Below are 24940 nucleotides of genomic sequence, written 5' to 3' on the forward strand. Positions count from 1 at the left end.
AACCGTCTATGTTGAAAAAGAACGATTTGATACAGCTCAAAATAACCTCCGCCACCGCCGAGGGCAGCGGAGTCGGACGAACCGAGGACGGCTTGGCGGTATTTGTGCCTATGTCCGCGATCGGCGACGAGCTGACCGTGAGGATCCTTAAGGTAAAAAAGACCTATGCCTTCGGAAAGCTCGAGGAGATCATAACTCCGTCGCCCGCGAGAATAGAGCCCGACTGCCCGAACTTTTCAAAATGCGGCGGCTGCGTCTGGCGGCATATCACCTACGCCGAGGAATGCCGTATCAAGGAGCGGAAGGTTCGCGACGCGGTTGAGCGCATAGGCGGAATACAGACCGAAATCAAGCCGATAATCGCCTGTGACCGCACTGACCGCTACCGCAACAAGGCGCAGCTTCCTGTGGGCAAAGACCGCGACGGCAATGTTCAAATCGGCTTTTACTCATTTCACAGCCACCGTATTGTCGACTGCGGCGACTGCGCGCTGCAGCCTGAGCAGTTTGCCGAGGTAATAAAAATCACGCGTGAGTTCGCTCAGAAATACGACGTTCCGATTTATGACGAAACGACGGGCAAGGGCAGGCTGCGGCACCTGTATATACGCTACGCCGAGATCAGCGACGAGCTGATGGTATGCTATGTTGTCAACGGCAACGGACTGAAGCACGAGGATATACTGCTCAAGAACCTCCGCGAAGCTCTGCCAAATCTGAAAACCGTTATTTTTAATTCTAACAGAGAAAAAACAAATGTAATTCTGGGCAGCAAAAACCGTGTCGCTTACGGTGAGGGTACTATTGAGGACGAGCTGTGCGGCAAGCGCTTCCGCATATCGCCGTTCTCGTTCTGGCAGGTCAACCGCGCTCAGGCGGAGAAGCTCTACTCAAAGGCTCGGGAGTACGCGAACCTCAGCGGAAGCGAAAACCTGCTCGACCTTTACTGCGGCACGGGAACTATCGGACTGACGATGGCTGACGGCTGCGCGTCGTTGATCGGTGTTGAGATCATTCCCGACGCTGTGCGCGACGCGGAGCTCAACGCCGAACGCAACGGTGTGAAGAACGCGCGTTTTATCTGTGCCGACGCTCCGGCAGCGGCAGAGCAGCTCAGACAGGAGGGCGTATCGCCGGATGTTGTGATTCTCGACCCGCCGCGGAAGGGCTGCGGCGAGGAGCTTGTTGAGACCGTCGCGAAGATGCAGCCCGAGCGTGTGGTTTATGTTTCCTGCGATCCCGCTACGCTCGCGAGGGATCTGAAATATTTCGCGGAGCGCGGATATGTCACAAGAGAAGTAACTCCCTGCGATATGTTCAGCCGAACCGCGCATGTTGAGAGCGTAGCTTTGCTGACGCGCAATCCCTGAGTATTATATGCGCGCAAAAGCCTTGTGTGCGCTTAAAAACAGATCAAAAATAGTCGGCTGTTGTCGGAATAAACGGCATGATTTCTCTTGACCGCCGACACGCGAAAAGCTATAATAATATTAAGGCATATTTTTGAAAGAAGTGAAAATATGAAATATCATAAGCTCACCGAAAACGCGGTGAAGCCCGACGGTTTCTGGGGTAAGCTGATGATCCGTTCGATGAACAAGGGTCATCACGAGCTCACTGACTGGGCGCTCACTCATTTCCCGATAAAAAGCGGGAGCGTCGTTCTCGACGTAGGCTGCGGCGGCGGAAGAACCGTCAGCAAGCTGTGTGATATGGTAGGCGGCGGAAAGGTCTACGGAATCGACTACTCCGATTTGTGCGTAAAAAAGGCGGAGAAGCTCAACCGTAAAAACGTCCTCTGCAAAAAGGCGGTGATCCGTCAGGCTTCCGTATCATCTCTGCCGTTCGAAGATGAAAAATTCGACGCCGTCACGGCGATCGAAACATATTATTTCTGGCCCGACAAGCTCGGAGATCTGAAGGAGATCGCGCGCACAATGAAGTGCGGCGGCAGGCTGCTGCTCGTGTTTGAGATGCTTGCCGACCCCGAAAATCCCGACAAGTGGAAGGCTGTTGAGAAGCGCCTCAATATCGAGGCGGTAACGCGCGAGGGCATTGAGGAAATGCTCGACCGCGCGGGTTACCAGAATATCCGTACATATGTGAGGAGCGGTACCACATGGCTGTGCGCGACCGCTGAGAAGGAGTAGGAATGAAGGCATTGATCACAGGCGCAAGCTCAGGCATCGGCAGGGAATTTGCCCGGTATCTGGCGGAGCTCGGCTATGATTTGATTATCTGTGCGCGGCGCACAGATGAGCTGTACAAGCTCAGGGACGAGCTTTCAAACGTCCGCGTCCGCGTAATTACAATTGACCTTTCGCGTGAACAGGACGCGCTCGACCTGTACGAGCACCTCAGCATCGACGGGGAAGAGATCGACGTACTGATCAATAACGCCGGCTTCGGCGTTTACGGCAAATTCAGCGACACCCCTCTCGACAGGGAATTGCAGCTGCTTCACACCAACATCTGCTCGCTTCATATTCTGACAAAGCTGTTTCTCGGCGATATGCTCAAGCGCGGCAGCGGACTGATTCTCAACGTCGGTTCGATGGCGGGCTTTTCCGCGGGGCCGACATTCTCAAGCTACTATGCCTCAAAGAACTACGTTGTCCGCCTCACAGAGGCGATTCACGAGGAGCTTCGCCGTTCGGGCAGCAAGGTTAAGGTTTCGGTGCTTTGTCCGGGACCTGTGAACACGAGCTTCAACGACGTCGCGAACGTAAAGTTCTCTGTCGGCGGTCTTAATCCGCGCGACGTGGCGCGCTATGCCTTTGACAAGGCTCAGAAGGGCAAGATGGTGATTATCCCGGGCGCGGGCATGAAGGTCGTCAAGTTCTTTGAGCACTTCCTGAGCGAGAAGGCTCTCACCCGAATGTCATACAATGTACAGTCAAGAAAAGACGGTAACGGCAATGCGTAAGCTGATAGATTTTGTTTTAAGGCTTTACGCTCCGTTCAAGCCGTTTGTCGACAAGATCAACCACGACAATGTGTTTGCCATCGCGGGACAGACGGCGTTCTTTTTGCTTTTGTCGAGCGTACCTCTCGCGATGTTCGGCGTGTCGATTCTTCAGAGTTTCCATATTCCCGAGGAGACCCTCGACAAGTTTTTCGGAATTATCCTCAACGAAACCGCGTCGAGCTATATGTCGGATTTCATGAGCAATGTCTACGAGAACACGGCGGGAATCAGTCTTGTGACGATCGTGGTCACTCTCTGGTCTGCGGCAAAGGGTATACAGGCGATAACGAACGGACTCAACCGCGTTCACGACACATACGAGAACCGCAACTGGTTTTTTGTGCGTCTGCGCTCGATGGTCTATACGGTCGTATTCTTCCTGATAGTTCTCGCGACGATAATCGTCGTGGTTCTCGGCTCAACGCTCAACAGCATCATGAAGGATTACCTCACGGTGCTTCCGAGCTTTGTCGGCATAATCTACAAGCTGCGCTATGTTATCATATTCGCTTATCTTGTGGTGCTGTTCGCGCTGATTTACAGAAATATCCCGAACGTTACGCGCGAGGTCAGGAAGAAGTACTGCTTCCGCTACCAGCTCCCGGGAGCGTTTCTCTGCGCGGTCTCTTGGGTAGTGCTCTCGCTCGGAATCTCGATCTACGTCGACGATTTCAACGGCTTTTCGATTTACGGCGGATTGACCCGATTGGCGATAATCATGGTCTGGCTGTATTTCTGCATCGTCTGCCTGATGATCGGCGCCGAAATCAACGTGTACTATCACGACAATATCCGAAAAATCTACCACATGATCAAGCCCGGGAGGAAGAGAAGCAAATGAGATATCTGATAGCTGACCTTGTGACCGAATACACTCCTCTTTCCGAGGAATTCAAGGCGTTTCTGGAGCCTTTTTCCTACGACGGCGACAGAGCAACCGATATTACACTCAGATACACGCGCGAGGACGCGGAGTCCCTCCTGAAAAAGATGGTGAAGGAAACAACCTTTTCTCAGGCGGAGAGCTTCGGCGTTTCGGGTATATTCAACCGTTTGATAATCAGGCACCGCGCAATGCTGGTGCACTCCTCGGCGCTGATCTGCGGCGGAAAGGCGTATCTTTTTTCCGCTGATTCGGGAGTCGGCAAGTCGACCCACACGCGACTGTGGCTGGACGCGTTCGGAGATGAAGTCCACATCATGAACGACGACAAGCCCGTTTTGCGCATTTATGACGACAGGATACTCGCCTGCGGCACTCCGTTTGACGGTGGCAGCGGCATAGCTCTCAACGAAACCTATCCTCTGGGCGCGATAATATTTATTGAGCGCGGAGAGGAAAATTCCGTCCGTGTGCCGTCCGATAAGGAAGTGATCCAAAAGCTCTATTTCCAGACGGCGCGAATGGTGGGGCCAAAGACAGCTCAGGAAATGCTGATCAATTTCGATTTGCTTATCGGCAAAGCAATGTTTTATATTCTCACCTGCAACATGGACATTTCGGCGGCTCATACAGCGCGCAGGGAGATCATCGGCTGACAGAATTTTGAAATATTTAATAAAAATATTTGCCTCCGTTTGCGGAACACTAATTCCGTAACGGAGGTGTTTTTGTGTACAAAAGAATCATATCATATTTTATGGTGCTCCTGATTGCGTTCGCGGCGTTTTTGGGCAATTCCCCGACCGTCAGCGCGTTCGGCATGGACGACCTGAAAAGCGACAGCCGCATGCAGCTCGGCTATTCGATCATAAACGGCTATTCAAAGCTCAGCGCCCGCAGCGGTCTGACGGACTACAGCAAAACCGCCGTTTACTGCGGTCAGGACTTGTCAAATCCTTACCTGCTCGCGCTTGCCGGTACGTTTTATTTTACAAACGGAGTGGATCTCGAGCGCACTCTGACCGACAACGGCTACGCCCTCGGTCTTGTGCGTAAGCTCAACGCTTTTCTCGAGCGCATGGGAGTGAAAAACGAACGGCTCACTTCTCTCAAAGCGGCGCTTAAGAACGAAAAAGTGCCTGTCACGGAGAGCCTCGACAGCGTCGGTCTGTTGTTTATAAAGACGGACAGCGCCTTTGCGGGCCGTCTTATGAACGACGACAGGGTGGACTTCGTTTTCGCGGGCGGAGAGGTTCCGCCGAGCATGAAGGATTTGAATATGGACGGCAGATCGGACTTCGAGGACGCGTCGTATATCCAGCGCTTTTTGGCGGGAGAGCTTGTATATCCCGACGCTGACGAGAACGAGTATATCAAATTCGCGACGGATATTGACGGCGACAAAAATCAGGATATCAGGGACGCTACGGCGCTGCTTCGGGACGCGTAATAGCGCCCCGAAATTTTTTAAAAGGCTGTTGACATCGGCGGGAATATGGTATAAAATAGTTTTATATCAAACAGTTTAACTTCGAACTGTTGAAAACTGAACTATTGGGGTGATAGCATGACTGCGGCCAACGAAATCGGCGCGATCGGCCGTGAGATCAAGGCGATCGACCACCTGATGCAGCGCGAGATCCAGAAATCCGCCTCTCAGATGGGAGTTGACAAGGTGACGGTGATGCACGGCTGGATTATCGGTTTTTTGATGTCGGCGAGCGGCGACGTGTACCAGAAGGACATCGAGTCGCACTTCGCGATTTCGCGCTCCACGGTGACGAATATCGTCAAATGCATGGAGAAGAAGGGTTACATCAAGCGCGAGTCGGTCGATTCCGATGCTCGTCTGAAAAAGCTCGTGCTGACAAAGCAGGGCAGAGAGGTAGGCGAAACCATGCTCTCCGCCGTAAAGGAAACCGAAAAACGCTTTGACAACATGCTGTCCGAAGCCGAGAGCAGGCGATTTCTGACGCTTATCCGCAAGCTGAGGCTCGGACTTGAACAATCCGCTGCGAAAGGAGAAAAAGAATGATTAAAACACTTGCTTTACATATCAAGGGCTTTGTGCTCGAATCGGTGCTCACGCCCTTGTTTATGATTCTCGAGGTCGTTATGGAAACGATCATTCCGATGCTCATGGCGACCATCATTGACGACGGAATCAACAAAGGCGATATGCAGCATATCATCATCACGGGTCTGTGGATGCTGCTCTGCGCGCTGATAGCTCTGTTCGCAGGCGCGATGGGCGCGGTATACGGAGCGAAGGCGTCGGCTGGCTTTGCGAAAAATCTCCGTCAGGGAATGTTTGAAAACATTCAGAGCTTTTCCTTCGCGAACATTGACAAGTACTCAACGGCGGGTCTTGTAACCCGAATGACGACCGACGTGACGAATGTCCAGAACGCCTATATGATGCTCCTGCGGATCTGTTTCCGCGCGCCTGTCAACCTCATCGCCGCGATGACAATGACCTTCCTGATAAACGCAAGGCTCGCGAGCATTTACCTTATCGCGGTCGTATTCCTTGGAATCGTTATGGGGTTCATCATTGCGCGCACGCACAAGTATTTTACCCAGGTTTTCAAGCGTTACGACGACCTCAACGCGAGCGTGCAGGAAAACGTATCCTCTATCCGCGTCGTCAAGGCGTTTGTCCGCGAGGAGCATGAGGTAAAGAAGTTCCAAAAGGCGGCGAACAACCTCTACAAGCTCTTTGTCAAGGCGGAAAAGCTGATGGTTTCCGTCACTCCGCTCATGACCCTGACCGTATACGGCTCCGTTATCGCGATAAGCTGGTTCGGCGCGGTGATGATCGTCAACAGCGAGTTGACAACAGGCGAGCTGACAACCATGCTGACCTACTGCATGCAGATACTCATGAGCCTGATGATGGTGGGCTTCATCTTCGTGATGCTCACGATGAGTATGGCGAGCGCGCAGCGTATCGCAGGTGTGCTCAACGAGAAATCTACGCTCACAAATCCCGAGAACCCAGACTTCGATGTGCCCGACGGCAGCATCGATTTTGAGAATGTGTCGTTCAGCTATAGTGAAAAGAGCGAGCGTCCCGTTCTGAATGACATTAACCTTCATATCAGATCAGGCGAGACGATCGGTATCGCGGGCGGTACCGGCAGCTCCAAAACCAGCCTTGTAAACCTCATCGGCAGACTCTACGACGCGAGCGAGGGAACAGTCAAGGTCGGCGGCAAGGACGTACGCTCCTACGACCTCGAAATCCTCCGCGACGAGGTTGCCGTGGTGCTCCAGAAGAACGTCCTGTTCAGCGGCACGATCCTCGACAATCTCCGCTGGGGCAACGAGCACGCCACCGAGGAGGAGTGTATCGAGGCGTGCAGGCTGGCATGCGCCGACGAGTTCATTCAGAATTTCCCCGACGGCTACAACACCCGAATCGAACAGGGCGGCGCGAACGTCTCGGGCGGACAGAAGCAGCGCCTTTGTATCGCGAGAGCGCTTCTCAAAAAGCCCAAGATACTGATTCTCGACGACTCGACCTCCGCAGTCGACACGGCGACAGATGCCAAGATCCGCCGCGCCTTTGCCGAGGAGATCCCGAATACCACCAAAATCATCATCTCTCAGCGCATTTCGAGCGTTGAGAAGGCAGACCGCATTGTTGTAATGGAGCACGGCAAAATCAACGCCGTAGGCACCCACGACGAGCTTATGCAGAGCTGCCGGATCTACCGCGAAACCTACGTTGCCCAGACAGAGGGCAGCGGCGACTTTGACAAGAAGGGAGGAAACTGATATGGCTGCACCGATGGGACACGGAAGAAGAAACGCGGGCCCGCGCCCGAAGGTCAAAAACCCCGGAAAGACCTTCAAGCGTCTGCTCGGACTAATTCTCAAGAACTACAAGGTTCATCTGATAATAGTATTCGTCTGCATCATAATCAGCGTATTCTCCAGCGTTCAGGGAACTCTCTTTATCCGCAACCTGATCGACGACTACATCGTGCCGATGCTCTCTCAGCCGACACCCGATTTCACTCCGCTGATTCTCGCAATCATGCGCGTGGCGGCGTTCTATCTGGTCGGCGCGGCAGCAACCTACGCTTATTCGAGAATAATGATTTACGTCACTCAGGGCACCATGCGCGATCTGCGCTGTGATATCTTCAAACACATGGAGAGCCTTCCAATCAAGTATTTTGACACCCACCCTCACGGCGACATCATGAGCGTCTACACCAACGACGTTGACACCCTTCGCCAGATGGTCAGCCAGAGTATGCCGCAGGTATTCTCGAGCGCGATCACGATCGTTTCGGTTCTTGCGAGCATGTTTGTGATCAGCGTACCGCTTACTCTCATCACCCTCGCTATGGTTTTCGCGGTGATGATGATAACAAAGAAAATCGGCGGCAAGAGCAGCAAGTATTTCCTCGCGCAGCAGGTCGACCTCGGCAAGGAGAACGGCTACATCGAGGAGATGATGCAGGGTCAGAAGGTCGTCAAGGTTTTCAACCACGAGAAAAAGAGCGTTGAGGAGTTCAATGAGCTCAACGACACCCTTTTCCACAGCTCCTACAACGCCAATATGTTCGCAAATATTCTCATGCCGATCAACGCCCAGATGGGCAACGTCAGCTACGTACTCTGCGCGATCGCGGGCGGCGTGCTCGCGACCTCGGTCAGCGGCTTCTTCGGAATCTCGCTCGGCAGCCTTGTCAGCTTCCTGTCGTTCAACAAGAGCTTCAGCCAGCCTATCACACAGGTCAGCCAGCAGTTCAACAGCATTATCATGGCTCTCGCGGGCGCGGAGCGTATCTTCGCGATGCTCGACGAGCCGTCCGAGGAGGATAACGGCTACGTGACCCTCGTCAACGCCAAGAGGGTCGACGGCAAGCTCACCGAAACCGACGAGCGCACGGGACTGTGGGCGTGGAAGCACACCCATCAGGCTACGGGCGATATCGACTACATTCCGCTTCAGGGCGCGCTTGTAATGGACGACGTCGACTTCGGCTACACCGACGAGAAGATGGTGCTGCATAACGTCGACATCGACGCAAAGCCCGGTCAGAAGATCGCCTTTGTCGGTTCAACGGGCGCGGGCAAGACGACTATCACGAATCTTATCAACCGCTTTTACGACATTCAGGACGGCAAGATCCGCTACGACGGAATCAATATCAACAAGATCCGCAAGTCCGATCTGCGCCGTTCTCTCGGCATAGTTTTGCAGGAGACCAACCTGTTCAGCGACACTATCATGGAGAATATCCGCTACGGCAGACTTGACGCGACAGATGAAGAAGTCATCGCGGCGGCAAAGCTCGCAAACGCGGACGACTTTATCCGCCAGCTTCCCGACGGCTACAACACCGTTATCAAGGCTGACGGCGGAAATCTCAGCCAGGGTCAGCGCCAGATGCTCGCCATTGCGCGCGCGGCGGTCGCGGATCCACCTGCGCTCATTCTCGACGAAGCGACCAGCTCCATTGATACCCGAACGGAGAGAATGGTTCAGGAGAGCATGGATAAGCTGATGAAGGGCAGAACGACCTTTGTAATCGCTCACCGTCTCTCGACCGTAAGGAACTCCGACTGCATTATCGTGCTCGAGCAGGGCAGGATCATTGAGCGCGGAACCCATGAGCAGCTACTCGAGCAGAAGGGCAAGTACTACAGCCTATACACGGGCAAGGCGTCATAAAATAATTGCCGTTTCCGTCTGTATTATATTGATTACTGACACAATATGTTGTATAATACAGATGGAGGTGGGCATATGAAACACAAAAACTTGTTATCGGCGATATTCGCGGCATTCATGCTTATTGTTATGCTTTGCTCATGCGATATCGCCGATATCTTCGCGGAAAACACGTCGGATTTCACACCCGATATGTATGTCCACTTTCTCGACGTGGGGCAGGGCGATTCGATATTTATCGAGCTGCCCAACGGCAAAACAATGCTTATCGACAGCGGTGAGAACTACCACGGTGCGGCGATACTCTCGTACATAAAAGACCGCGGTTACGACAAAATAGACTATGTGGTCGGCACGCACCCGCACTCCGACCATATAGGCTCGATGGCATATATCGTCAGGAATATAAAAATCGGCTCGGTATATATGCCGAAGGTCGCCACGAATACCGTTATGTACGAAAAGCTGCTCGAAGCCGTCGAGAAGAAAAACCGCAAGATTCAAAACGGCAGGGCGGGAATAACGATCGCGAGGGACAAGGACAGGGACTTTGCGGCGAGGATAATCGCGCCGCTCGAGGTCGACGAGAAAAACCTCAACAACAGCTCCGTTATGATTCTTCTCGACTACAAGGATGCGACATTCCTCTTCACGGGCGACGCCGAGAAGGACGAGCTTAATACAATAAAAGCGGACGTAACCGCAGACGTGCTCAAGGTAGGACACCACGGCAGCCGCAACGCCAACCCGAAGGATTTTCTCAAGAAGGTCGATCCGCAGATCGCCGTGATTTCCTGCGGAGTTGACAACGACTACGGCCACCCTCACAAGGAAACACTTAAAATTCTCAGCGAGATGGACTGCGATGTATACCGCACCGACAAAGACCAGACCGTGACCGTTTACACCGACGGCGAAAAGCTCGGGGTTGAAACGGGCGGCGAAGTAATAGAAAGGGCGAAGTAATGAAGAAATTTACTGTTGACCGCATTGAGGGAGAGCTTGCCGTACTCGAATGCGAAAACGGCAGCTTTGTCAATATGGAGCTTGATTCACTTCCGAAGAATATCCGCGAGGGTGATATAATTCGCTTTGACTCAAACAGCTGCTTTCTCAGCGCTGAGGAAACCGACCGCCGACGCAGGAAGATGCAGAAGTTGATGGACAAGCTCTTTACAGAGGAATAAAAAATCGCTCCCTCACCGGGGAGCGATAAATTTATTTTCGACAGTTGTGCACACCACGGCACAGCGGATTTCGGCGCATTTGCCCTTTGAGAGAATACGTGCGCACTCGCCGAGCGTATTGCCCGACGTGATGATATCGTCGATTATCAGGATATTCCTGCCTCTGACCGATTCTATATCTTTCAATGCGTAAACGCTGTGTACGTTTTTCGCGCGGTCGCGGCCTCTTGTCTTGTGCTGCGGATTATTGCGCTTTACCTTCTCAAGTGTGTCAAGGTACGGAAGCTCCATGATCTGGGCGCATTCGCGCGCAAGCAGCTCCGCCTGATTGTAGCCTCTGGCGCGCTTGTCCTTATAATGCATCGGCACGCACGTCACAAGGTCAAAACGCAGCTCTCCGTGAATCTCCGAAACCGCGCGGACGATCTGCATCGCTAAGGGTTTCGCGAGGTCGCCGCGGTTATGAAATTTCAGCTTTTTGACAGCCTTGGCGTAAACGCCGTTATAGGAGAAGGGTGAGGCACAGAGAAATCCGCCTATGGCATAACGTGTGCAGCAGACTTCGGGGAACTGTCCGCGACAGCTCTTGCAGGCGCATTCGGTATCGGGAATTACCTTGTTGCAATACGGGCACCGCGACGGAAACAGAGCCACGGCAGAAAAACGGAGTATTTTTTTGAAAACATTCATGGCAACAAATATTATGGGCAAGGTTGATTATGGCGTTTGGTACTGATAATATAATACCACTTCTTTTGGTGCTAACGCAAGAGCTGAAATATGTTTCCGCTCAAAAGAAAAATTTTTCTGACGCTCAAAAGAAAAAATTTTCTGAAAACTGTTGACAACCAATGAACTCTGTGATATAATATCTCTTGTTGAGTTCGCAAAGAACAAAAACAAAATATGCGAGTGTGCTGGAATAGGCAGACAGGCACGTTTGAGGGGCGTGTGTCTTTGACGTACGGGTTCAAGTCCCGTCACTCGCACCAAAGCCGCACTTTTATGTGCGGCTTTTATTTTTCCCTAAATGCTGAAAAATCCGCATAAACACAAGACAAATGAGCTTTTTAAACTCTAAATTTCATTATCCGTTTTTATCGCTTTATAGACACTTAAATACAGTAAAACTACGCAGAAAATACACAGTTTAAAACCCGAGGAGAGTACCTCGGGCTTTATCTAAAGCGGCATATCTCTAATTCCAAATTAGAATAATGCAGGGTTGTGCATAGTTGAAGTTTTTTTAAACCTTTCTTATAGAAAATAATATATAGTGAGGTATTTAAAAACCGTGCAAACCCTGCACAGAGGTGATCTATGAAGATTGACTTCAACGCCCCCTCGCTAAATAACAAACAACCCCGTCCGAATTTCTCAGGCGGGGTCATCTTATGTGTTCAAAGTCCGGGTGTATCATGTTTATTCCTCCAGTGCCTCAAGGAACTCCCTTTCGTTGTTGTAGTCGTGAGGGAAAACTGTGGTTGATTCACCTGACAGAACCGACTCGTCGATTTTCGCGGTGGAATCGGGCTTTGTCAATTCGTATTTTTCCAGAATTGCCCTGATTTCTTCGTCAGGCAGATTCATGATCAGTTCAATTGCGTGCTTCTTGATCGCTGTCATATTATCACCTCAAATCTTTTTTTCGGCAATTGCTGTTTCAGGCGATTGCTATTCTTTCAAATGTACATACACTCTGACTCGTCATCGTATTCTGACGGGAGATACGCATTTGCCGGCACGTTAGCTGACGACTCGTAGATCCTCTCCGACACTGTTGTGTTCACGTAGTTGTCTTGCGCTGATTTTTTGCTGAAAATAGCTGCCTTTGCGGCTGCGGCTGCGGTTGCAGCTGTTGCGGCGGTGATTGCGATAAATAAAAGTTTCAACATAGTTTTCGTCTCCTTTGCTTCAATAAAATACAGTGTTTCGTTTGACTGTGGCTATATTATATCAGACCGAGTATAACAAAACTATTACAACAACAATTACATTCGAAAAAAATACGGACAAAGATGGTTTTTCATCTTTGCCCGATTATAAGGTTAATTATATTTTTGCTTTATAGCCGCGCTGATAAACGCTGAGAACAGCGGGTGCGGATTGTTCGGACGCGATTTGAATTCGGGGTGGTACTGCACACCGACATAGAAGTCGCGGTCGCTCAGCTCAACGGTTTCGACAAGTCTGCCGTCGGGAGAGAGTCCCGAGAGCGTCAGACCCGCGCCTGCGATCTGCTCGCGGTAGTCGTTGTTGAACTCATAGCGGTGGCGGTGGCGTTCGCTGATTTCCCTTTTGCCGTACGCGCGGAGCATTGTCGTGTTTTCCTGAATAACGCAGGGATACGCGCCGAGACGCAGAGTGCCGCCCTTGTCGATCTCGTCGTTCTGCCCGGGCATAAAGTCGATTACGTCGGGTACGGAGCGGTCAAATTCGCCCGAGTTGGCGTTTTCGATGCCCGCGACGTTTCTCGCGAACTCAATGACCGCAATCTGCATTCCGAGGCAGATGCCGAAGTAGGGGAGGTCGTTTTCTCTTGCGTACTTGGCGCTGAGAACCATGCCTTCGATGCCGCGCTTGCCGAAGCCGCCGGGAATGATAATGCCGTCAAGACTGTTCAGCTTTTCGCTGACGTTCTCCTCGGTGATATCCTCGGAATCGAGCCATTCGATGTCGACCTTCGTGTTCTGGTAGTAACCGGCGTGGTGGAGAGCCTCGGCTACGCTGAGATAAGCGTCGTGCAGCTCAACGTACTTGCCGACAAGACCGATCCTGACAACGCGCTCGCGGTTCTTGATGCGCTCGATCATATGCTCCCAGTCAGAGAGGTCGGGCTTGCCGCACTCGATATTGAGCTCGCGGCAGACGATGTCCGAGAGATGCGCCTTTTCGAGCATGAGCGGAGCCTCATAGAGCACGGGAAGCGTGAGGTTCTCGATTACACAGTCGCGGCGCACGTTGCAGAAGCCCGCGATTTTTTCAAAGATACCCGTGTCGGTAATCGGCTCGTCGGCGCGGAGAATGATCACGTCGGGAGCGATACCCAAGCCCTGCAGCTCCTTGACGCTGTGCTGAGTGGGCTTTGACTTGTGCTCGCCCGAAGCCTTGAGGTAGGGGACGAGGGTTACGTGGATATAGAGGCGGTTTTCCTTGCCGATTTCATGGCCGACCTGACGGATAGCCTCGAGAAACGGCTGGCTCTCGATGTCACCTATGGTGCCGCCGATTTCGGTGATAACAACGTCAGCGTCGGTTTTCTTGCCGACGGAGTAGATGAACCGCTTGATCTCGTCGGTGATATGCGGAATAACCTGAACGGTTTTGCCGAGGTATTCGCCGCGGCGTTCCTTCGAGATAACGTTCGAGTAGACCTTGCCTGTCGTGAGATTAGAGAACTTGTTGAGATCCTCGTCGATAAAACGCTCATAGTGACCGAGGTCGAGGTCGGTTTCAGCGCCGTCCTCGGTTACGTAGACCTCGCCGTGCTGATAAGGACTCATTGTGCCTGGGTCGACGTTGATGTATGGGTCGAGCTTCTGAGCCGCGACCTTAAGACCGCGCGCTTTGAGGAGTCTGCCGAGCGAGGCGGCGGTGATGCCTTTGCCGAGACCCGAAACTACGCCGCCCGTAACAAAGATATATTTAGTCATGCTGCAGCCTCCTTAAAGATTAGTGTAGCCCATCAGGCTCTCGTCGACTTCCCTTGCGCAGTCGCGGCCGTCGCGGATCGCGCGCACTACGAGTGACTGACCGCTGTGCATATCGCCCGCGGTAAATACGTTCGGCACGCTCGTCAGGTGGGTGCCGTTCTGACCCGCGACGTTTGTTCTGCCGTCGAGCGCTACGCCGAAGCTGTCGGTTACATAGCTCTCGCTGCCGAGGAAGCCCGCCGCAATAAGCGCGAGCTCGCAGTCGACGATGTATTCGCTGCCCTCGATCGGAGTCATGTTCAGTCTGCCTGTCTTGCTGTCCTTTACGGCGTCGAGCTTGACGAGCACAACCGCCTTGAGGTCGCCGTTGTTGTCCTTGATGAATTCCTTGACCGTCGTCTGATATTCTCTCGGATCCTTGCCGAATACCGCAGCGGCTTCCTCCTGACCGTAGTCCGTTTTGCAGACCCTCGGCCATTCAGGCCACGGGTTGTTTTCCGCGCGGGTGTCGGGCAGCTTGGGCATCATCTCGAGCTGTAGAATGCTCTTTGCGCCGTGGCGGACGCAGGTGCCTACGCAGTCGTTGCCCGTGTCGCCGCCGCCGATAACGAGGACGTTCTTGCCCTTCGCGCTGATATAGCCCTCAGTCAGACCGTTGTCGAGCAGAGCTTTTGTAGTGGATTTCAGAAAGTCTACCGCGAAGTAGATGCCGTTTGCATCTCTGCCCTCGGCCTTGATATCGCGCGGATTTGAGGCTCCGCAGGCGAGAACTATGCGGTCAAATTCTTTGTTTAATTCCTCAAAAGAAATATCCTTGCCGACGTTCACGCTTGTGCGGAATGTGATTCCTTCCTCGCGCATAACGTCAAGGCGGCGCTCGATGATGGTTTTCTCGAGCTTCATGTTTGGTATGCCGTACATCAGCAGGCCGCCGATGCGGTCGCTTCTCTCAAAAACGGTCACGCTGTGTCCGCGCTTGTTGAGCTGGTCGGCAGCGGCAAGTCCCGAGGGACCTGATCCGATAACGGCGATTTTCTTGCCTGTACGTGTCTTGGGCGGATCTGCCTTTGCCCAGCCGTTTGCATAGGCGGTTTCAACGATTGCGAATTCGTTGTTCCTCACCGTCACCGCGTCGCCGTTCGCGCCGCAGGTGCATGCCTTTTCACAGAGAGCCGGACAAACGCGGGAGGTGAACTCGGGGAAGTTGTTGGTGATTTTGAGGCGGTGATACGCCTGTTCCCACGCGCCGCGGAACACAAGGTCGTTCCATTCGGGGATGAGGTTGTTGAGCGGACAGCCCGAGATCATGCCGCCGAGCATCATGCCCGACTGGCAGAAGGGTACGCCGCATTCCATGCAGCGCGCGCCTTGCTTCTGCTGTTCCTCACGGCTGAGCGGCTCGTGAAATTCGTCGAAATTTTTGATTCGTTCATATACGGAGAAGGCTGGGGCTTCCTCACGCTGATATTCCATAAATCCTGTTGGCTTTCCCATCTTTCTCCTCCTTATCTGTCGTTGATGATATTGTAAAACGCCTCAATGCGCGCCTGTTCGGGTGTTGCGCCGTTTTGCTCAAGTGAAGCAATTTCGGTTGTGATCTTCTTGTAGTCGTGCGGAATGATCTTCTTGAACAGCGGCAGGTAGTGCTTGAAATCGTCGAGGATCTTCTGACCCTTGGCGGAGCCTGTAGCGGCTACGTGCTCCTCTATAAGTGCTTTTACTACCGAGTACGCCTCGTGCTCGCTGACCTCTGTGCATTCGACAAGGTCCTTGTTGAGGCGCTTGTAGAGGTGGTGGTGCTCGTCGAGGACATACGCTACGCCGCCCGACATACCCGCGGCAAAGTTGTTGCCCGTTTTGCCGAGAACAACGACCGTACCGCCCGTCATGTACTCGCAGCCGTGGTCGCCTACGCCCTCAACGACCGCTGTCGCGCCTGAGTTGCGCACGCAGAAGCGCTCGCCCGCGACGCCGTTAATGAACGCATAGCCGCTTGTTGCGCCGTACAGAGCTACGTTGCCGATGATGATGTTCTCACTCGCTTCGAACTTAGAGCCCTTCGGCGGATAAACGATCAGCTTGCCGCCCGAGAGCCCCTTGCCGAAGTAGTCGTTGCTGTCGCCCTCGATTTTGAGGGTCAGACCCTTCGGAATGAACGCGCCGAAGCTCTGACCGCCCGAGCCGTGGCAGCAAACGGTGAAGCTGTCGTCGGAAAGAGCGGAGCCGTACTTCTTTGTGAGCTCGGAGCCGAACGCCGTGCCGAGAGAACGGTCGGTGTTTTTGATATCCATTTCAAGCTGTCCGCCTCCGCCGTTCGCAAGCGCCTTTTTGAACTTCTTGAGCAGGACGTTTTCGTCAACGGTCTTTTCAAATTCAAAGTTATAGAGGTTCTTTTCGGTGTATCTGACAGGCTCGCTGAAATCAGAGCTGAGCAGCTTGCTGAGATCTATCTGCTTTTCTCTGTCGGTGAGGTTATCCTTCTGACGGAGCAGGTCGGTTCTGCCGACGAGCTCGTCGAGAGTGCGCACGCCGAGACGAGCCATGTATTCTCTCAGCTCCTCGGCGACAAAGCGCATGAAGTTGATGACGTACTCGGGCTTGCCCATAAATCTCTTGCGCAGCTCGGGATTCTGTGTCGCCACGCCGAAGGGGCAGGTGTCGAGGTTGCAGACGCGCATCATCGCGCAGCCGAGGGTAACAAGCGGAGCTGTTGCGAAGCCGAATTCCTCAGCGCCGAGCATAGCGGCGATCGCTACGTCGCGGCCTGTCATCAGCTTGCCGTCGGTTTCGATTACAACCTTGTTTCGCAGGTTGTTCATAACGAGAGTCTGGTGAGCCTCGGCGAGACCGAGCTCCCACGGCAGACCCGCGTTATAGATCGAGCTTCCGGGAGCCGCGCCCGTGCCGCCGTCGTGACCCGAGATCAGGATAACGCCCGCGCCTGCTTTTGCTACGCCCGCGGCGACTGTGCCTACGCCGCACTCCGAAACGAGCTTGACGGAGATTCTCGCTGCCTTGTTGGCGTTCTTGAGGTCATAGATGAGCTGTGCCAAGTCCTCGATTGAGTAAATGTCGTGGTGGGGCGGAGGTGAAATCAGCGATACGCCCGGAGTGGAGTGTCTTGTTTTCGCAATCCACGGATATACCTTCTTGCCGGGCAGGTGACCGCCTTCGCCGGGCTTTGCGCCCTGAGCCATCTTGATCTGGATCTCGTCGGCTGAGGTGAGGTATTCGCTCGTTACGCCGAAGCGTCCTGAGGCTACCTGCTTGATTGCTGAGCAGCGGTTCTCCTTTGTGCCCTTTGTGAGCAGTCTTTCGGGGCTTTCGCCGCCCTCGCCGGAGTTTGACTTGCCGTGCAGTGAGTTCATCGCGAGAGCGAGAGCCTCGTGAGCCTCCTGCGAAATCGAGCCGTAGGACATAGCGCCTGTCTTGAAGCGTCTGACGATCGATTCAACGCTCTCGACCTCGTCGATCGGAACGGGATTTTCGGGGTAGTTGAAGTCGAGCAGACCTCTCAGGCAGATGGGATCCATTTCCTCGTTGATAAGCTGGGAATACAGCTTGTAGAGCGCGTAATCGCCCTTTTTGGTCGCCTGCTGGAGGGTGTGTATAGTGCGCGGATTGTAGAGATGTTCCTCGCGTCCGCTGCGGAATTTATGGCTGCCGCGTGACTCAAGCTCGTTTGATACCCCGAGGTCGAGCGGGTCAAACGCCGCGGTGTGAAGTCTGTCTGTGTTTCTTTCGATATCCTTGATTGTGATGCCGCCGACTCTGCTGACGGTGCCCGCGAAGTACTTGTCGATAACGTCGCTGCTGATTCCGACAGCCTCAAAAATGCGCGAGCCGAGGTAGGACTGAATGGTAGAAATGCCCATTTTAGAAGCGATTTTTACTATGCCGTGCAGAATAGCGTCGTTGTAGTCGCTGACCGCCGCGTAGAAGTCCTTGTCGAGCAGATCGTCGTGAATGAGCTCGTGGATTGTTTCCTCAGCCATGTAGGGATTGATGGCGGTTACGCCGTAGCCGAGAAGCGTCGCGAAATGGTGAACCTCACGGGGCTCGCCGCTCTCGAGTACGAGTGAGAGCGAGGTTCTGCGTTTGGTGTCTACAAGGTGCTGATGAAGGGCGGATACAGCTAACAGAGAGGGGATAGCGAGGTGATTCTCGTCGACTCCTCTGTCAGAGAGGATCAGGATATTCGCGCCTTCGTTATAGGCTCTGTCAGCCGCCAGGAACAGCCTTTTTATCGCTTTGTCAAGACGGGTGTTTTTGTAGTAAAGAATCGGGATAACGGCTACCTTGAAGCCGCTGATTTTCATGTTTTTGAGCTTGAGGATATCGGTGGAGGAGAGGATCGGGTTGTGAACCTTGAGAACCTTGCAGTTCGAGGGCTTTTCCTCCAGGATATTTCCCGCCGAACCGATGTAAACGGTGGTTGAGGTGACGATCTCCTCGCGGATCGCGTCGATCGGCGGATTGGTTACCTGCGCGAACAGCTGCTTGAAGTAGTTGAACAGCGGCTGCGGCTCGTTAGAGAGCGCTGCAATCGGCTTGTCGGTGCCCATCGCGGAGATAGGCTCGCTGCCGTTTTTCGCCATCGGCAGGATAGAATTCATCACGTCCTCATATGTGTAGCCGAACGCCTTCTGGAGCTTTCTGCGCTCCTCGCGGTGATGTCTTTCGACCTTCTCGTTCGGGATCTTGAGGTCGCGCAGCTCAACGAGGTTTGAGTCGAGCCACTCGCCGTACGGCTGCTTTGAGGCGTAGGTCTGCTTGATTTCGTCGTCGTCGATAAGTCTGCCCTTTACGGTGTCAACAAGCAGCATTTTGCCCGGGCGCAGACGTTCCTTTGTGATAACGTTTTCAACGGGGACGGGAAGCGCGCCGACCTCTGAGGAGAGGATCAGGTTGCCGTCGTCGGTGATGTAGTAGCGCGAGGGTCTTAAGCCGTTTCGGTCGAGCACAGCGCCCATAACGTCGCCGTCGGTAAAGAGTATCGCCGCAGGGCCGTCCCACGGTTCCATCATCGTCGCGTAGTACTGATAGAAATCGCGCTTTTTCTGGTTCATTGCGCGGTTGTTGTCCCACGGCTCGGGGATAGTCGTCATAACGGCAAGGGGTAAGTCCATGCCGCTCATAACGAGGAATTCGAGGGTGTTGTCGAGCATCGCAGAGTCGCTGCCCTCGGTGTTGACAACGGGCATTACCTTGTCGAGGTCGCCCTTGAGGTGCTCGCTCTGCATTGTTTCCTCACGCGCGAGCATCTTGTCTGCGTTGCCGCGGATAGTGTTGATCTCGCCGTTGTGGACGATCATGCGGTTGGGATGAGCTCTCTGCCAGCTCGGGTTGGTGTTGGTCGAGAAGCGCGAGTGAACCATCGCGATAGCGGACTCAAAGTCCTCGTCCTGCAAATCGAGGAAGAAACGGCGGAGGTCGCCGACAAGGAACATTCCCTTATATACGATCGTGCGGCTAGAGAGAGAAACGACATATGTGTCCTCGTTGCTCTGCTCAAACACTCTGCGCGCGACGTAGAGTCTGCGGTCAAAGTCAAGACCCTTCTTCACGCCCGAGGGACGCTGAATGAAGCACTGCTCGATGTATGGCATACAGTCGAGAGCGCGCTGACCGATGACCTTTGTGTCGGCGGGCACTTCTCTCCAGCCGAGGACGGTCAGTCCTTCCTTGCGCGCGATAATTTCAAATAATTTTTTTGACTGGCTGCGCATAAGCTCATTCTGAGGGAAGAAAAACATTCCCACAGCGTAGTCGCGTTCGCCTTTGAGGTCAACGCCGATCGCCTTTGCCGCCTTTTTGAAGAATTTATGCGAAATCTGCACCAGGATACCAACGCCGTCGCCTGTCTTGCCGTCGGCGTCCTTGCCTGCGCGGTGCTCAAGTGTTTCAACAATGGTTAGGGCGTTCGCCACAGTCGCGTGTGACTTGATGCCGTTGATGTTTACCACCGCGCCGATGCCGCAGTTGTCGTGCTCAAAACGCGGGGAATAGAGGGTGTTTTCTAATGGTCGGTTTATTGTCTGACTCATTTGCCTTCTTCCTTTCGTCGGAATTCTTACGTGCACTATTATATAACCGTTATTCTTGTGTTGTCAATAGAAAACTGCAAGAAAAATTGTTGTTCATGCAAAATTAACGGCAACAACAGGGAGAAAACGAGGCGTTTTTGAGAAAATTTGCAAGATTCGAAAAAATTATTGCAATACCCCTTGACAAACCCTCCGAATGGGTGTATACTGTCAGCAATGACACGGCAAGGGTGCTGAGGGCAGATGCTCTCCGCACCCTTTTTTGCTTTGTTTACGAAACGCAAGGAGACGATTTTTATGTCAAAAGTACCCGAAATGTTCGGCAGTATGGTGTTTAACGACAAAAAAATGCAGGAGCGCCTGCCGAAGTCAACCTATAAAGCGCTCAAGAGAACAGTCCAGAACGGCGAGCCGCTTGATCTGAGCGTAGCAAACGTAGTTGCCAACGCCATGAAGGACTGGGCGGTTGAGATGGGTTGCACCCACTACACACACTGGTTCCAGCCTATGACAGGCGTTACAGCAGAGAAGCACGACAGCTTTATCTGTCCCGACGGCGACCAGGTAATCATGGAATTCTCAGGCAAGGAGCTCATCAAGGGCGAGCCCGACGCGTCCTCCTTCCCGAGCGGCGGCATCCGCGCGACCTTTGAGGCGAGAGGCTACACCACATGGGATCCCACCTCTCCCGCGTTTATCCGCGACGCGACACTTTACATTCCCACCGCGTTCTGTTCATACACAGGCGAGGTTCTCGATAAGAAAACTCCTCTTCTCCGCTCGATGGAGCGCCTGAGCAGCGAGGCGGTCAAGGTTCTGCAGCTTCTCGGCAAGGAGAACGTAACGCGCGTTACCACGACCGTAGGTCCCGAGCAGGAGTACTTCCTGATCGACAAGAAGATGTACGATCAGCGACCCGACCTGATCTACACAGGCAGAACGCTCTTCGGAGCGAAAGCTCCCAAGGGTCAGGAGCTTGCAGACCACTACTTCGGCTCCATCAAGACCAGAGTCGCGGCATACATGAAGGATCTCGACGAGGAGCTCTGGAAGCTCGGCGTGCTCGCAAAGACAAAGCACAACGAGGTCGCACCCTCACAGCACGAGCTTGCTCCGATCTTCTCGACCTCCAATATCGCGACCGACCACAATGAGCTCTGCATGGAGATTATGAAGAAGGTCGCCGAGCGTCACGGCCTTGTATGCCTGCTCCACGAGAAGCCCTTCGCGGGTGTCAACGGCTCGGGCAAGCACAATAACTGGTCAATTTCCACCAACACGGGCGAGAACCTTCTCGACCCCGGCAAGAACCCCGAGGATAACCTGCAGTTCCAGCTCTTCCTCGCGGCTATCGTAAAGGCGGTTGACGAGTATCAGGATCTGCTCCGTATCACTGTAGCTTCCGCGGGCAACGACCACAGACTCGGCGCGAACGAAGCGCCGCCCGCAATTATTTCTATGTATCTCGGCGACGATCTCGGCGCTCTTGTTGAGAGCATCATCGAGGGTAAGGAGTACCGCAGCCACGACAAGGCGAAGATGGAGACAGGCGTAGACGTACTTCCCGACTTCCGCAAGGATAACTCCGACCGTAACCGCACCTCTCCGTTTGCATTCACGGGCAACAAGTTCGAGTTCAGAGCGCTCGGTTCATCGCTTAACATCGCCTGCCCGAACTACATGCTCAACACCATGGTAGCCGAGGAGCTCAGCCAGTTCTATGAAGCCGTAAAGGACGCAGAGGACGTTGAGGCGGCCCTCAAGGCTCTGATCAAGGATACCTTCACAGCCCATCAGAGAATCATCTTCAACGGCGACAACTACACCGACGAGTGGGTCGAGGAAGCCGCAAAGCGCGGACTTTGCAACTACAAGTCGCTGCCCGAGGCAATGGCTCATTATGTAGATCAGAAGAACATCGACCTCTTTGTCAGAAACGGAATCGTATCCGAAGCCGAGATCCGCGCACGTTATGAGATCGAGCTCGAGCACTACGCAAAGCAGCTCAACATCGAGGCGCTCACAATGCTCGAAATGGCAAAGAAGAACATCACACCTGCAGTAATCTCCTTCGTCAGGGAGCTCGCCGAGACCGTATCGCTCAAGAAGAGCGTATCGGCAAGCATCTCGACCGCAGCCGAGGAAAGCCTGCTCGAAAGCCTTTCGGAGCAGCTCGAGGCGTTTGTAAACAAAACCTCAGAGCTCGAGAGCGCGGTTGCAGAGGCTGATAAGTACAGCGGCGACGTTCTCGCCTGCGCGACCTATTTCCGCGAGAAGGTATTCGCGAAGATGGAAGAGCTCAGAGCAGTAGGCGATTCAATGGAAACAGAGACCTCCGCGAACTACTGGCCGTATCCTTCTTACGGTGAAATGCTCTTTGGCGTTTGACTATAATATAAAATTAGTATATAATATAATATGCTAATTCTATTTTCGGAGGTAACTAATATATGTGCGGAATTGTAGGATATGTCGGTCCCCGCGACTGTACGGACGTTTTGGTATCGGCGCTGACAAAGCTCGAATACAGAGGATATGACTCTGCGGGCATCGCCGTTTTTGAGGACGGAAAAATCGCTGTAGCCAAGACGAAGGGAAGACTTTCCGATCTTGTAAACAAAATGGAGAAGGAAGGCAAGCCCCACGGACACGCGGGCATAGGTCACACGCGCTGGGCGACTCACGGAGAGCCGTCGGACGTAAACTCACACCCGCATTCGGGCAGACGCGTGACCATCGTTCACAACGGCATTATCGAGAACTACAAGCAGCTCAAGCAGTTTCTGATCGACAATGAGCGCACAGAGTTTCTCTCTGATACAGACACCGAGGTCGTGGCTCAGCTCCTCGACTTCTACTACGACGGCAATCCGATCCGCTGTATCCGCAAGGTTCTCCATGAGCTCCGCGGTTCGTTCGCACTCGGCATTGTATTTGCCGACCGTCCCGACACGGTATACGCGGTACGCTGCGAAAGCCCTCTGATTGTCGGTCAGGGCACGGGCGAGGTCTTTGTTGCCTCAGACGTTCCCGCTATTATTAAGTATACAAAGGACTATTATCTTTTGGAGTACGGCGAGATCGCGGTGCTCAAGAACGGTTCGGTTCATTTTTGCAGTCTGCACGGCAGAATGATAGAAAAGGAACTGCACACAGCCGACTGGGACGAGGACAGCGCCGAGAAGGGCGGATATCCTCACTTCATGATCAAGGAGATCCATGAACAGCCCACCGCCGTCAAGACGACCGTAACTCCCCGCATCGAGGACGGACTTCCCGATCTGTCCGAGTGCGGAATCACACCCGAAGCCCTCAAAAACGTCAACAATATCTTTATCGTCGCCTGCGGAACGGCGATGCACGCGGGAATGGTCGGCAAGTATGTCATCGAAAAGCTGGCGCGCGTATCCGTAACCGTTGACATCGCGAGCGAATTCCGTTACCGCGATCCGCTGCTCGGCAAGGACGATCTGGTGGTGATCATCAGCCAGTCCGGCGAGACAGCCGATTCAAAGGCGGTGCTGAGCCTGGCAAAGGAGATGGGAGCAAAGACGCTCGCCGTCGTCAATGTCAAGGGAAGCTCGATAGCCCGCGAGGCTGATATGGTTATCTACACCCACGCAGGTCCCGAGATCGCCGTAGCGTCAACGAAGGCGTATATGGTGCAGCTCGCGGTCATGTATCTGCTGGCGTTTGAAATGGCGTTTGCGGGAGGCAGAATCGACGAGGAGAAATGCAGAAAGCTCACTTCTCAGCTCACCGCGATGCCCGACATCATTCAGGAGACTATCGAAAAGACCCTCGATGTTTGCCAGTACATCTCGACAAAGCTGATTACCGCAGACAGCCTTTTGTACATCGGACGCGGACTTGACTACGCGCTCTCGATGGAAGGCTCCCTCAAGCTCAAGGAGATATCCTACATTCACTCCGAGAGCTACGCGGCAGGCGAGCTCAAGCACGGTACGATCTCGCTGATCACGGACGGTATGCCCGTTATCGCCGTCGCTACGCAGAACACTCTGCTCGAAAAGACGGTTTCCAATATTAAAGAGGTCAAGGCGCGCGGCGCTATGACCATCGTCATCTGTGACGAACAAGCCGATATTGACCGCGAGGCTGCGGATTATCTGATCCGTGTGCCGCGCATAAGCGAAATGCTCATGCCGATGGTTGCGACAGTTCCGATGCAGCTGCTCGCGTACTACACCTCGGTCAATAAGGGCAACGACGTTGACAAGCCGAGAAATCTCGCAAAATCCGTCACCGTCGAATAATAAAATACCGCACATGAGAAATATGCGGTATTGCTGAACAAGCTATTATCCCATATTCTTTCATATCTTACGCAACGGCGCGTTTTTCCTTCGGGGGGAACGCGCCGTTTGTCGTAAAACCATAAGGGATAATTAAGCTGAATAATTACAATAATCCCGCCCATACGGCAGGTTTGAATATATGTAATTTATTTTTTAAGGAGTGATCAAGGTGAATGAATCAATCAGAGAAT

General features: G+C 53.4%; 19 protein-coding genes and 1 tRNA gene. 14 read left to right on the forward strand and 6 right to left on the reverse strand.

Going from position 1 to position 24940, the window contains the following annotated elements; translation table 11 throughout:
• Window positions 1-8 precede the first annotated feature (8 nt).
• The 11 genes from rlmD (at window position 9) to AB1I49_RS03075 (ending at window position 10730) form a co-directional block, all read left to right on the forward strand.
• Window positions 9-1370: a 23S rRNA (uracil(1939)-C(5))-methyltransferase RlmD gene (gene rlmD, locus AB1I49_RS03025; protein ID WP_407721350.1), complete on the forward strand. Its 1362-nt coding sequence runs from the start codon at window positions 9-11 to the stop codon at window positions 1368-1370.
• Between the two features lie 150 nt (window positions 1371-1520).
• Window positions 1521-2150: a class I SAM-dependent methyltransferase gene (locus AB1I49_RS03030; RefSeq protein WP_316610182.1), complete on the forward strand. Its 630-nt coding sequence runs from the start codon at window positions 1521-1523 to the stop codon at window positions 2148-2150.
• Window positions 2151-2152: 2 nt separating this feature from the next.
• The gene (locus AB1I49_RS03035) at window positions 2153-2926 is read left to right on the forward strand and encodes an SDR family NAD(P)-dependent oxidoreductase (RefSeq protein ID WP_316610180.1); all 774 of its coding nucleotides are present in this window, start codon (window positions 2153-2155) and stop codon (window positions 2924-2926) included.
• Window positions 2889-3809 carry a YihY/virulence factor BrkB family protein gene (locus AB1I49_RS03040; RefSeq protein ID WP_407721351.1) on the forward strand — a complete coding sequence of 307 codons (921 nt, stop codon included), beginning with the start codon at window positions 2889-2891 and terminating at the stop codon, window positions 3807-3809. The genes AB1I49_RS03035 and AB1I49_RS03040 overlap by 38 nt, the downstream gene beginning before the upstream one ends.
• A complete protein-coding gene (locus AB1I49_RS03045) occupies window positions 3806-4507 on the forward strand; it encodes a hypothetical protein (protein ID WP_407721352.1) in 702 nt (233 codons plus the stop codon). The genes AB1I49_RS03040 and AB1I49_RS03045 overlap by 4 nt, the downstream gene beginning before the upstream one ends.
• A gap of 74 nt (window positions 4508-4581) precedes the next feature.
• Entirely contained in the window at window positions 4582-5301 is a 720-nt protein-coding gene (locus tag AB1I49_RS03050) for a hypothetical protein (RefSeq protein ID WP_316611828.1), read from the forward strand.
• A 117-nt stretch (window positions 5302-5418) separates the two neighbouring features.
• Complete coding sequence (locus tag AB1I49_RS03055) at window positions 5419-5886, forward strand: MarR family winged helix-turn-helix transcriptional regulator (RefSeq protein ID WP_201427506.1); 468 nt, start codon at window positions 5419-5421, stop codon at window positions 5884-5886.
• Complete coding sequence (locus tag AB1I49_RS03060) at window positions 5883-7631, forward strand: ABC transporter ATP-binding protein (protein ID WP_407721353.1); 1749 nt, start codon at window positions 5883-5885, stop codon at window positions 7629-7631. Before AB1I49_RS03055 ends, AB1I49_RS03060 begins: the two co-directional genes overlap by 4 nt.
• A 1-nt stretch (window position 7632) precedes the next feature.
• Window positions 7633-9543 (forward strand): ABC transporter ATP-binding protein, encoded by a 1911-nt coding sequence (locus tag AB1I49_RS03065; protein ID WP_201427508.1) that lies wholly within the window; start codon window positions 7633-7635, stop codon window positions 9541-9543.
• 75 nt (window positions 9544-9618) lie between these two features.
• On the forward strand, window positions 9619-10509 hold the full coding sequence (locus tag AB1I49_RS03070) for a ComEC/Rec2 family competence protein (protein ID WP_201427509.1): 891 nt from the start codon (window positions 9619-9621) through the stop codon (window positions 10507-10509).
• The gene (locus AB1I49_RS03075) at window positions 10509-10730 is read left to right on the forward strand and encodes a DUF3006 domain-containing protein (protein WP_201427510.1); all 222 of its coding nucleotides are present in this window, start codon (window positions 10509-10511) and stop codon (window positions 10728-10730) included. Before AB1I49_RS03070 ends, AB1I49_RS03075 begins: the two co-directional genes overlap by 1 nt.
• Before the next feature lie 12 nt (window positions 10731-10742).
• Here the strand turns inward: AB1I49_RS03075 and AB1I49_RS03080 are convergent, their stop codons facing one another.
• On the reverse strand, window positions 10743-11420 hold the full coding sequence (locus AB1I49_RS03080) for a ComF family protein (RefSeq protein WP_201427511.1): 678 nt from the start codon (window positions 11418-11420) through the stop codon (window positions 10743-10745).
• A gap of 218 nt (window positions 11421-11638) precedes the next feature.
• On the opposite strand from AB1I49_RS03080, the gene AB1I49_RS03085 reads away from it, so the two are divergent.
• Window positions 11639-11722: transfer RNA gene (locus AB1I49_RS03085), tRNA-Leu, on the forward strand.
• Window positions 11723-12152: 430 nt separating this feature from the next.
• On the opposite strand, the gene AB1I49_RS03090 is transcribed toward AB1I49_RS03085, so the two are convergent.
• The 5 genes from AB1I49_RS03090 to gltB all read right to left on the reverse strand — a co-directional run bounded on the left by AB1I49_RS03090 (window position 12153) and on the right by gltB (window position 20430).
• Window positions 12153-12356: a hypothetical protein gene (locus tag AB1I49_RS03090; protein ID WP_316610631.1), complete on the reverse strand. Its 204-nt coding sequence runs from the start codon at window positions 12354-12356 to the stop codon at window positions 12153-12155.
• Between the two features lie 56 nt (window positions 12357-12412).
• Window positions 12413-12625 carry a hypothetical protein gene (locus AB1I49_RS03095; protein WP_316610630.1) on the reverse strand — a complete coding sequence of 71 codons (213 nt, stop codon included), beginning with the start codon at window positions 12623-12625 and terminating at the stop codon, window positions 12413-12415.
• A 153-nt stretch (window positions 12626-12778) separates the two neighbouring features.
• The gene (locus AB1I49_RS03100) at window positions 12779-14383 is read right to left on the reverse strand and encodes a CTP synthase (protein WP_316611819.1); all 1605 of its coding nucleotides are present in this window, start codon (window positions 14381-14383) and stop codon (window positions 12779-12781) included.
• Window positions 14384-14395: 12 nt separating this feature from the next.
• Complete coding sequence (locus tag AB1I49_RS03105; protein ID WP_316610628.1) at window positions 14396-15877, reverse strand: glutamate synthase subunit beta; 1482 nt, start codon at window positions 15875-15877, stop codon at window positions 14396-14398.
• Between the two features lie 11 nt (window positions 15878-15888).
• Complete coding sequence (gene gltB, locus AB1I49_RS03110; protein WP_407721355.1) at window positions 15889-20430, reverse strand: glutamate synthase large subunit; 4542 nt, start codon at window positions 20428-20430, stop codon at window positions 15889-15891.
• Window positions 20431-20727: 297 nt separating this feature from the next.
• Between gltB and AB1I49_RS03115 the strand changes: the two genes are divergently transcribed.
• Both AB1I49_RS03115 and glmS read left to right on the forward strand, forming a co-directional pair.
• Window positions 20728-22818, forward strand: coding sequence for a glutamine synthetase III family protein (locus tag AB1I49_RS03115; RefSeq protein ID WP_201427289.1), 2091 nt, complete (start codon window positions 20728-20730; stop codon window positions 22816-22818).
• A 62-nt stretch (window positions 22819-22880) separates the two neighbouring features.
• Entirely contained in the window at window positions 22881-24707 is a 1827-nt protein-coding gene (gene glmS, locus AB1I49_RS03120) for a glutamine--fructose-6-phosphate transaminase (isomerizing) (protein ID WP_201427290.1), read from the forward strand.
• Window positions 24708-24940: the final 233 nt, after the last annotated feature.

It is taken from the genome of Ruminococcus sp. NATIVEDY160 (assembly GCF_045819885.1).
Lineage (GTDB): Bacteria > Bacillota > Clostridia > Oscillospirales > Acutalibacteraceae > Ruminococcoides.

Coding starts and splice junctions, on each gene's coding strand:
- rlmD (WP_407721350.1), top strand. CDS start 9: ATGTTGAAAAAGAACGATTTGATACAGCTCAAAATAACCTCCGCCACC.
- AB1I49_RS03030 (WP_316610182.1), top strand. CDS start 1,521: ATGAAATATCATAAGCTCACCGAAAACGCGGTGAAGCCCGACGGTTTC.
- AB1I49_RS03035 (WP_316610180.1), top strand. CDS start 2,153: ATGAAGGCATTGATCACAGGCGCAAGCTCAGGCATCGGCAGGGAATTT.
- AB1I49_RS03040 (WP_407721351.1), top strand. CDS start 2,889: ATGTACAGTCAAGAAAAGACGGTAACGGCAATGCGTAAGCTGATAGAT.
- AB1I49_RS03045 (WP_407721352.1), top strand. CDS start 3,806: ATGAGATATCTGATAGCTGACCTTGTGACCGAATACACTCCTCTTTCC.
- AB1I49_RS03055 (WP_201427506.1), top strand. CDS start 5,419: ATGACTGCGGCCAACGAAATCGGCGCGATCGGCCGTGAGATCAAGGCG.
- AB1I49_RS03060 (WP_407721353.1), top strand. CDS start 5,883: ATGATTAAAACACTTGCTTTACATATCAAGGGCTTTGTGCTCGAATCG.
- AB1I49_RS03065 (WP_201427508.1), top strand. CDS start 7,633: ATGGCTGCACCGATGGGACACGGAAGAAGAAACGCGGGCCCGCGCCCG.
- AB1I49_RS03070 (WP_201427509.1), top strand. CDS start 9,619: ATGAAACACAAAAACTTGTTATCGGCGATATTCGCGGCATTCATGCTT.
- AB1I49_RS03075 (WP_201427510.1), top strand. CDS start 10,509: ATGAAGAAATTTACTGTTGACCGCATTGAGGGAGAGCTTGCCGTACTC.
- AB1I49_RS03080 (WP_201427511.1), bottom strand. CDS start 11,420: ATGAATGTTTTCAAAAAAATACTCCGTTTTTCTGCCGTGGCTCTGTTT.
- AB1I49_RS03090 (WP_316610631.1), bottom strand. CDS start 12,356: ATGACAGCGATCAAGAAGCACGCAATTGAACTGATCATGAATCTGCCT.
- AB1I49_RS03095 (WP_316610630.1), bottom strand. CDS start 12,625: ATGTTGAAACTTTTATTTATCGCAATCACCGCCGCAACAGCTGCAACC.
- AB1I49_RS03100 (WP_316611819.1), bottom strand. CDS start 14,383: ATGACTAAATATATCTTTGTTACGGGCGGCGTAGTTTCGGGTCTCGGC.
- AB1I49_RS03105 (WP_316610628.1), bottom strand. CDS start 15,877: ATGGGAAAGCCAACAGGATTTATGGAATATCAGCGTGAGGAAGCCCCA.
- gltB (WP_407721355.1), bottom strand. CDS start 20,430: ATGAGTCAGACAATAAACCGACCATTAGAAAACACCCTCTATTCCCCG.
- AB1I49_RS03115 (WP_201427289.1), top strand. CDS start 20,728: ATGTCAAAAGTACCCGAAATGTTCGGCAGTATGGTGTTTAACGACAAA.
- glmS (WP_201427290.1), top strand. CDS start 22,881: ATGTGCGGAATTGTAGGATATGTCGGTCCCCGCGACTGTACGGACGTT.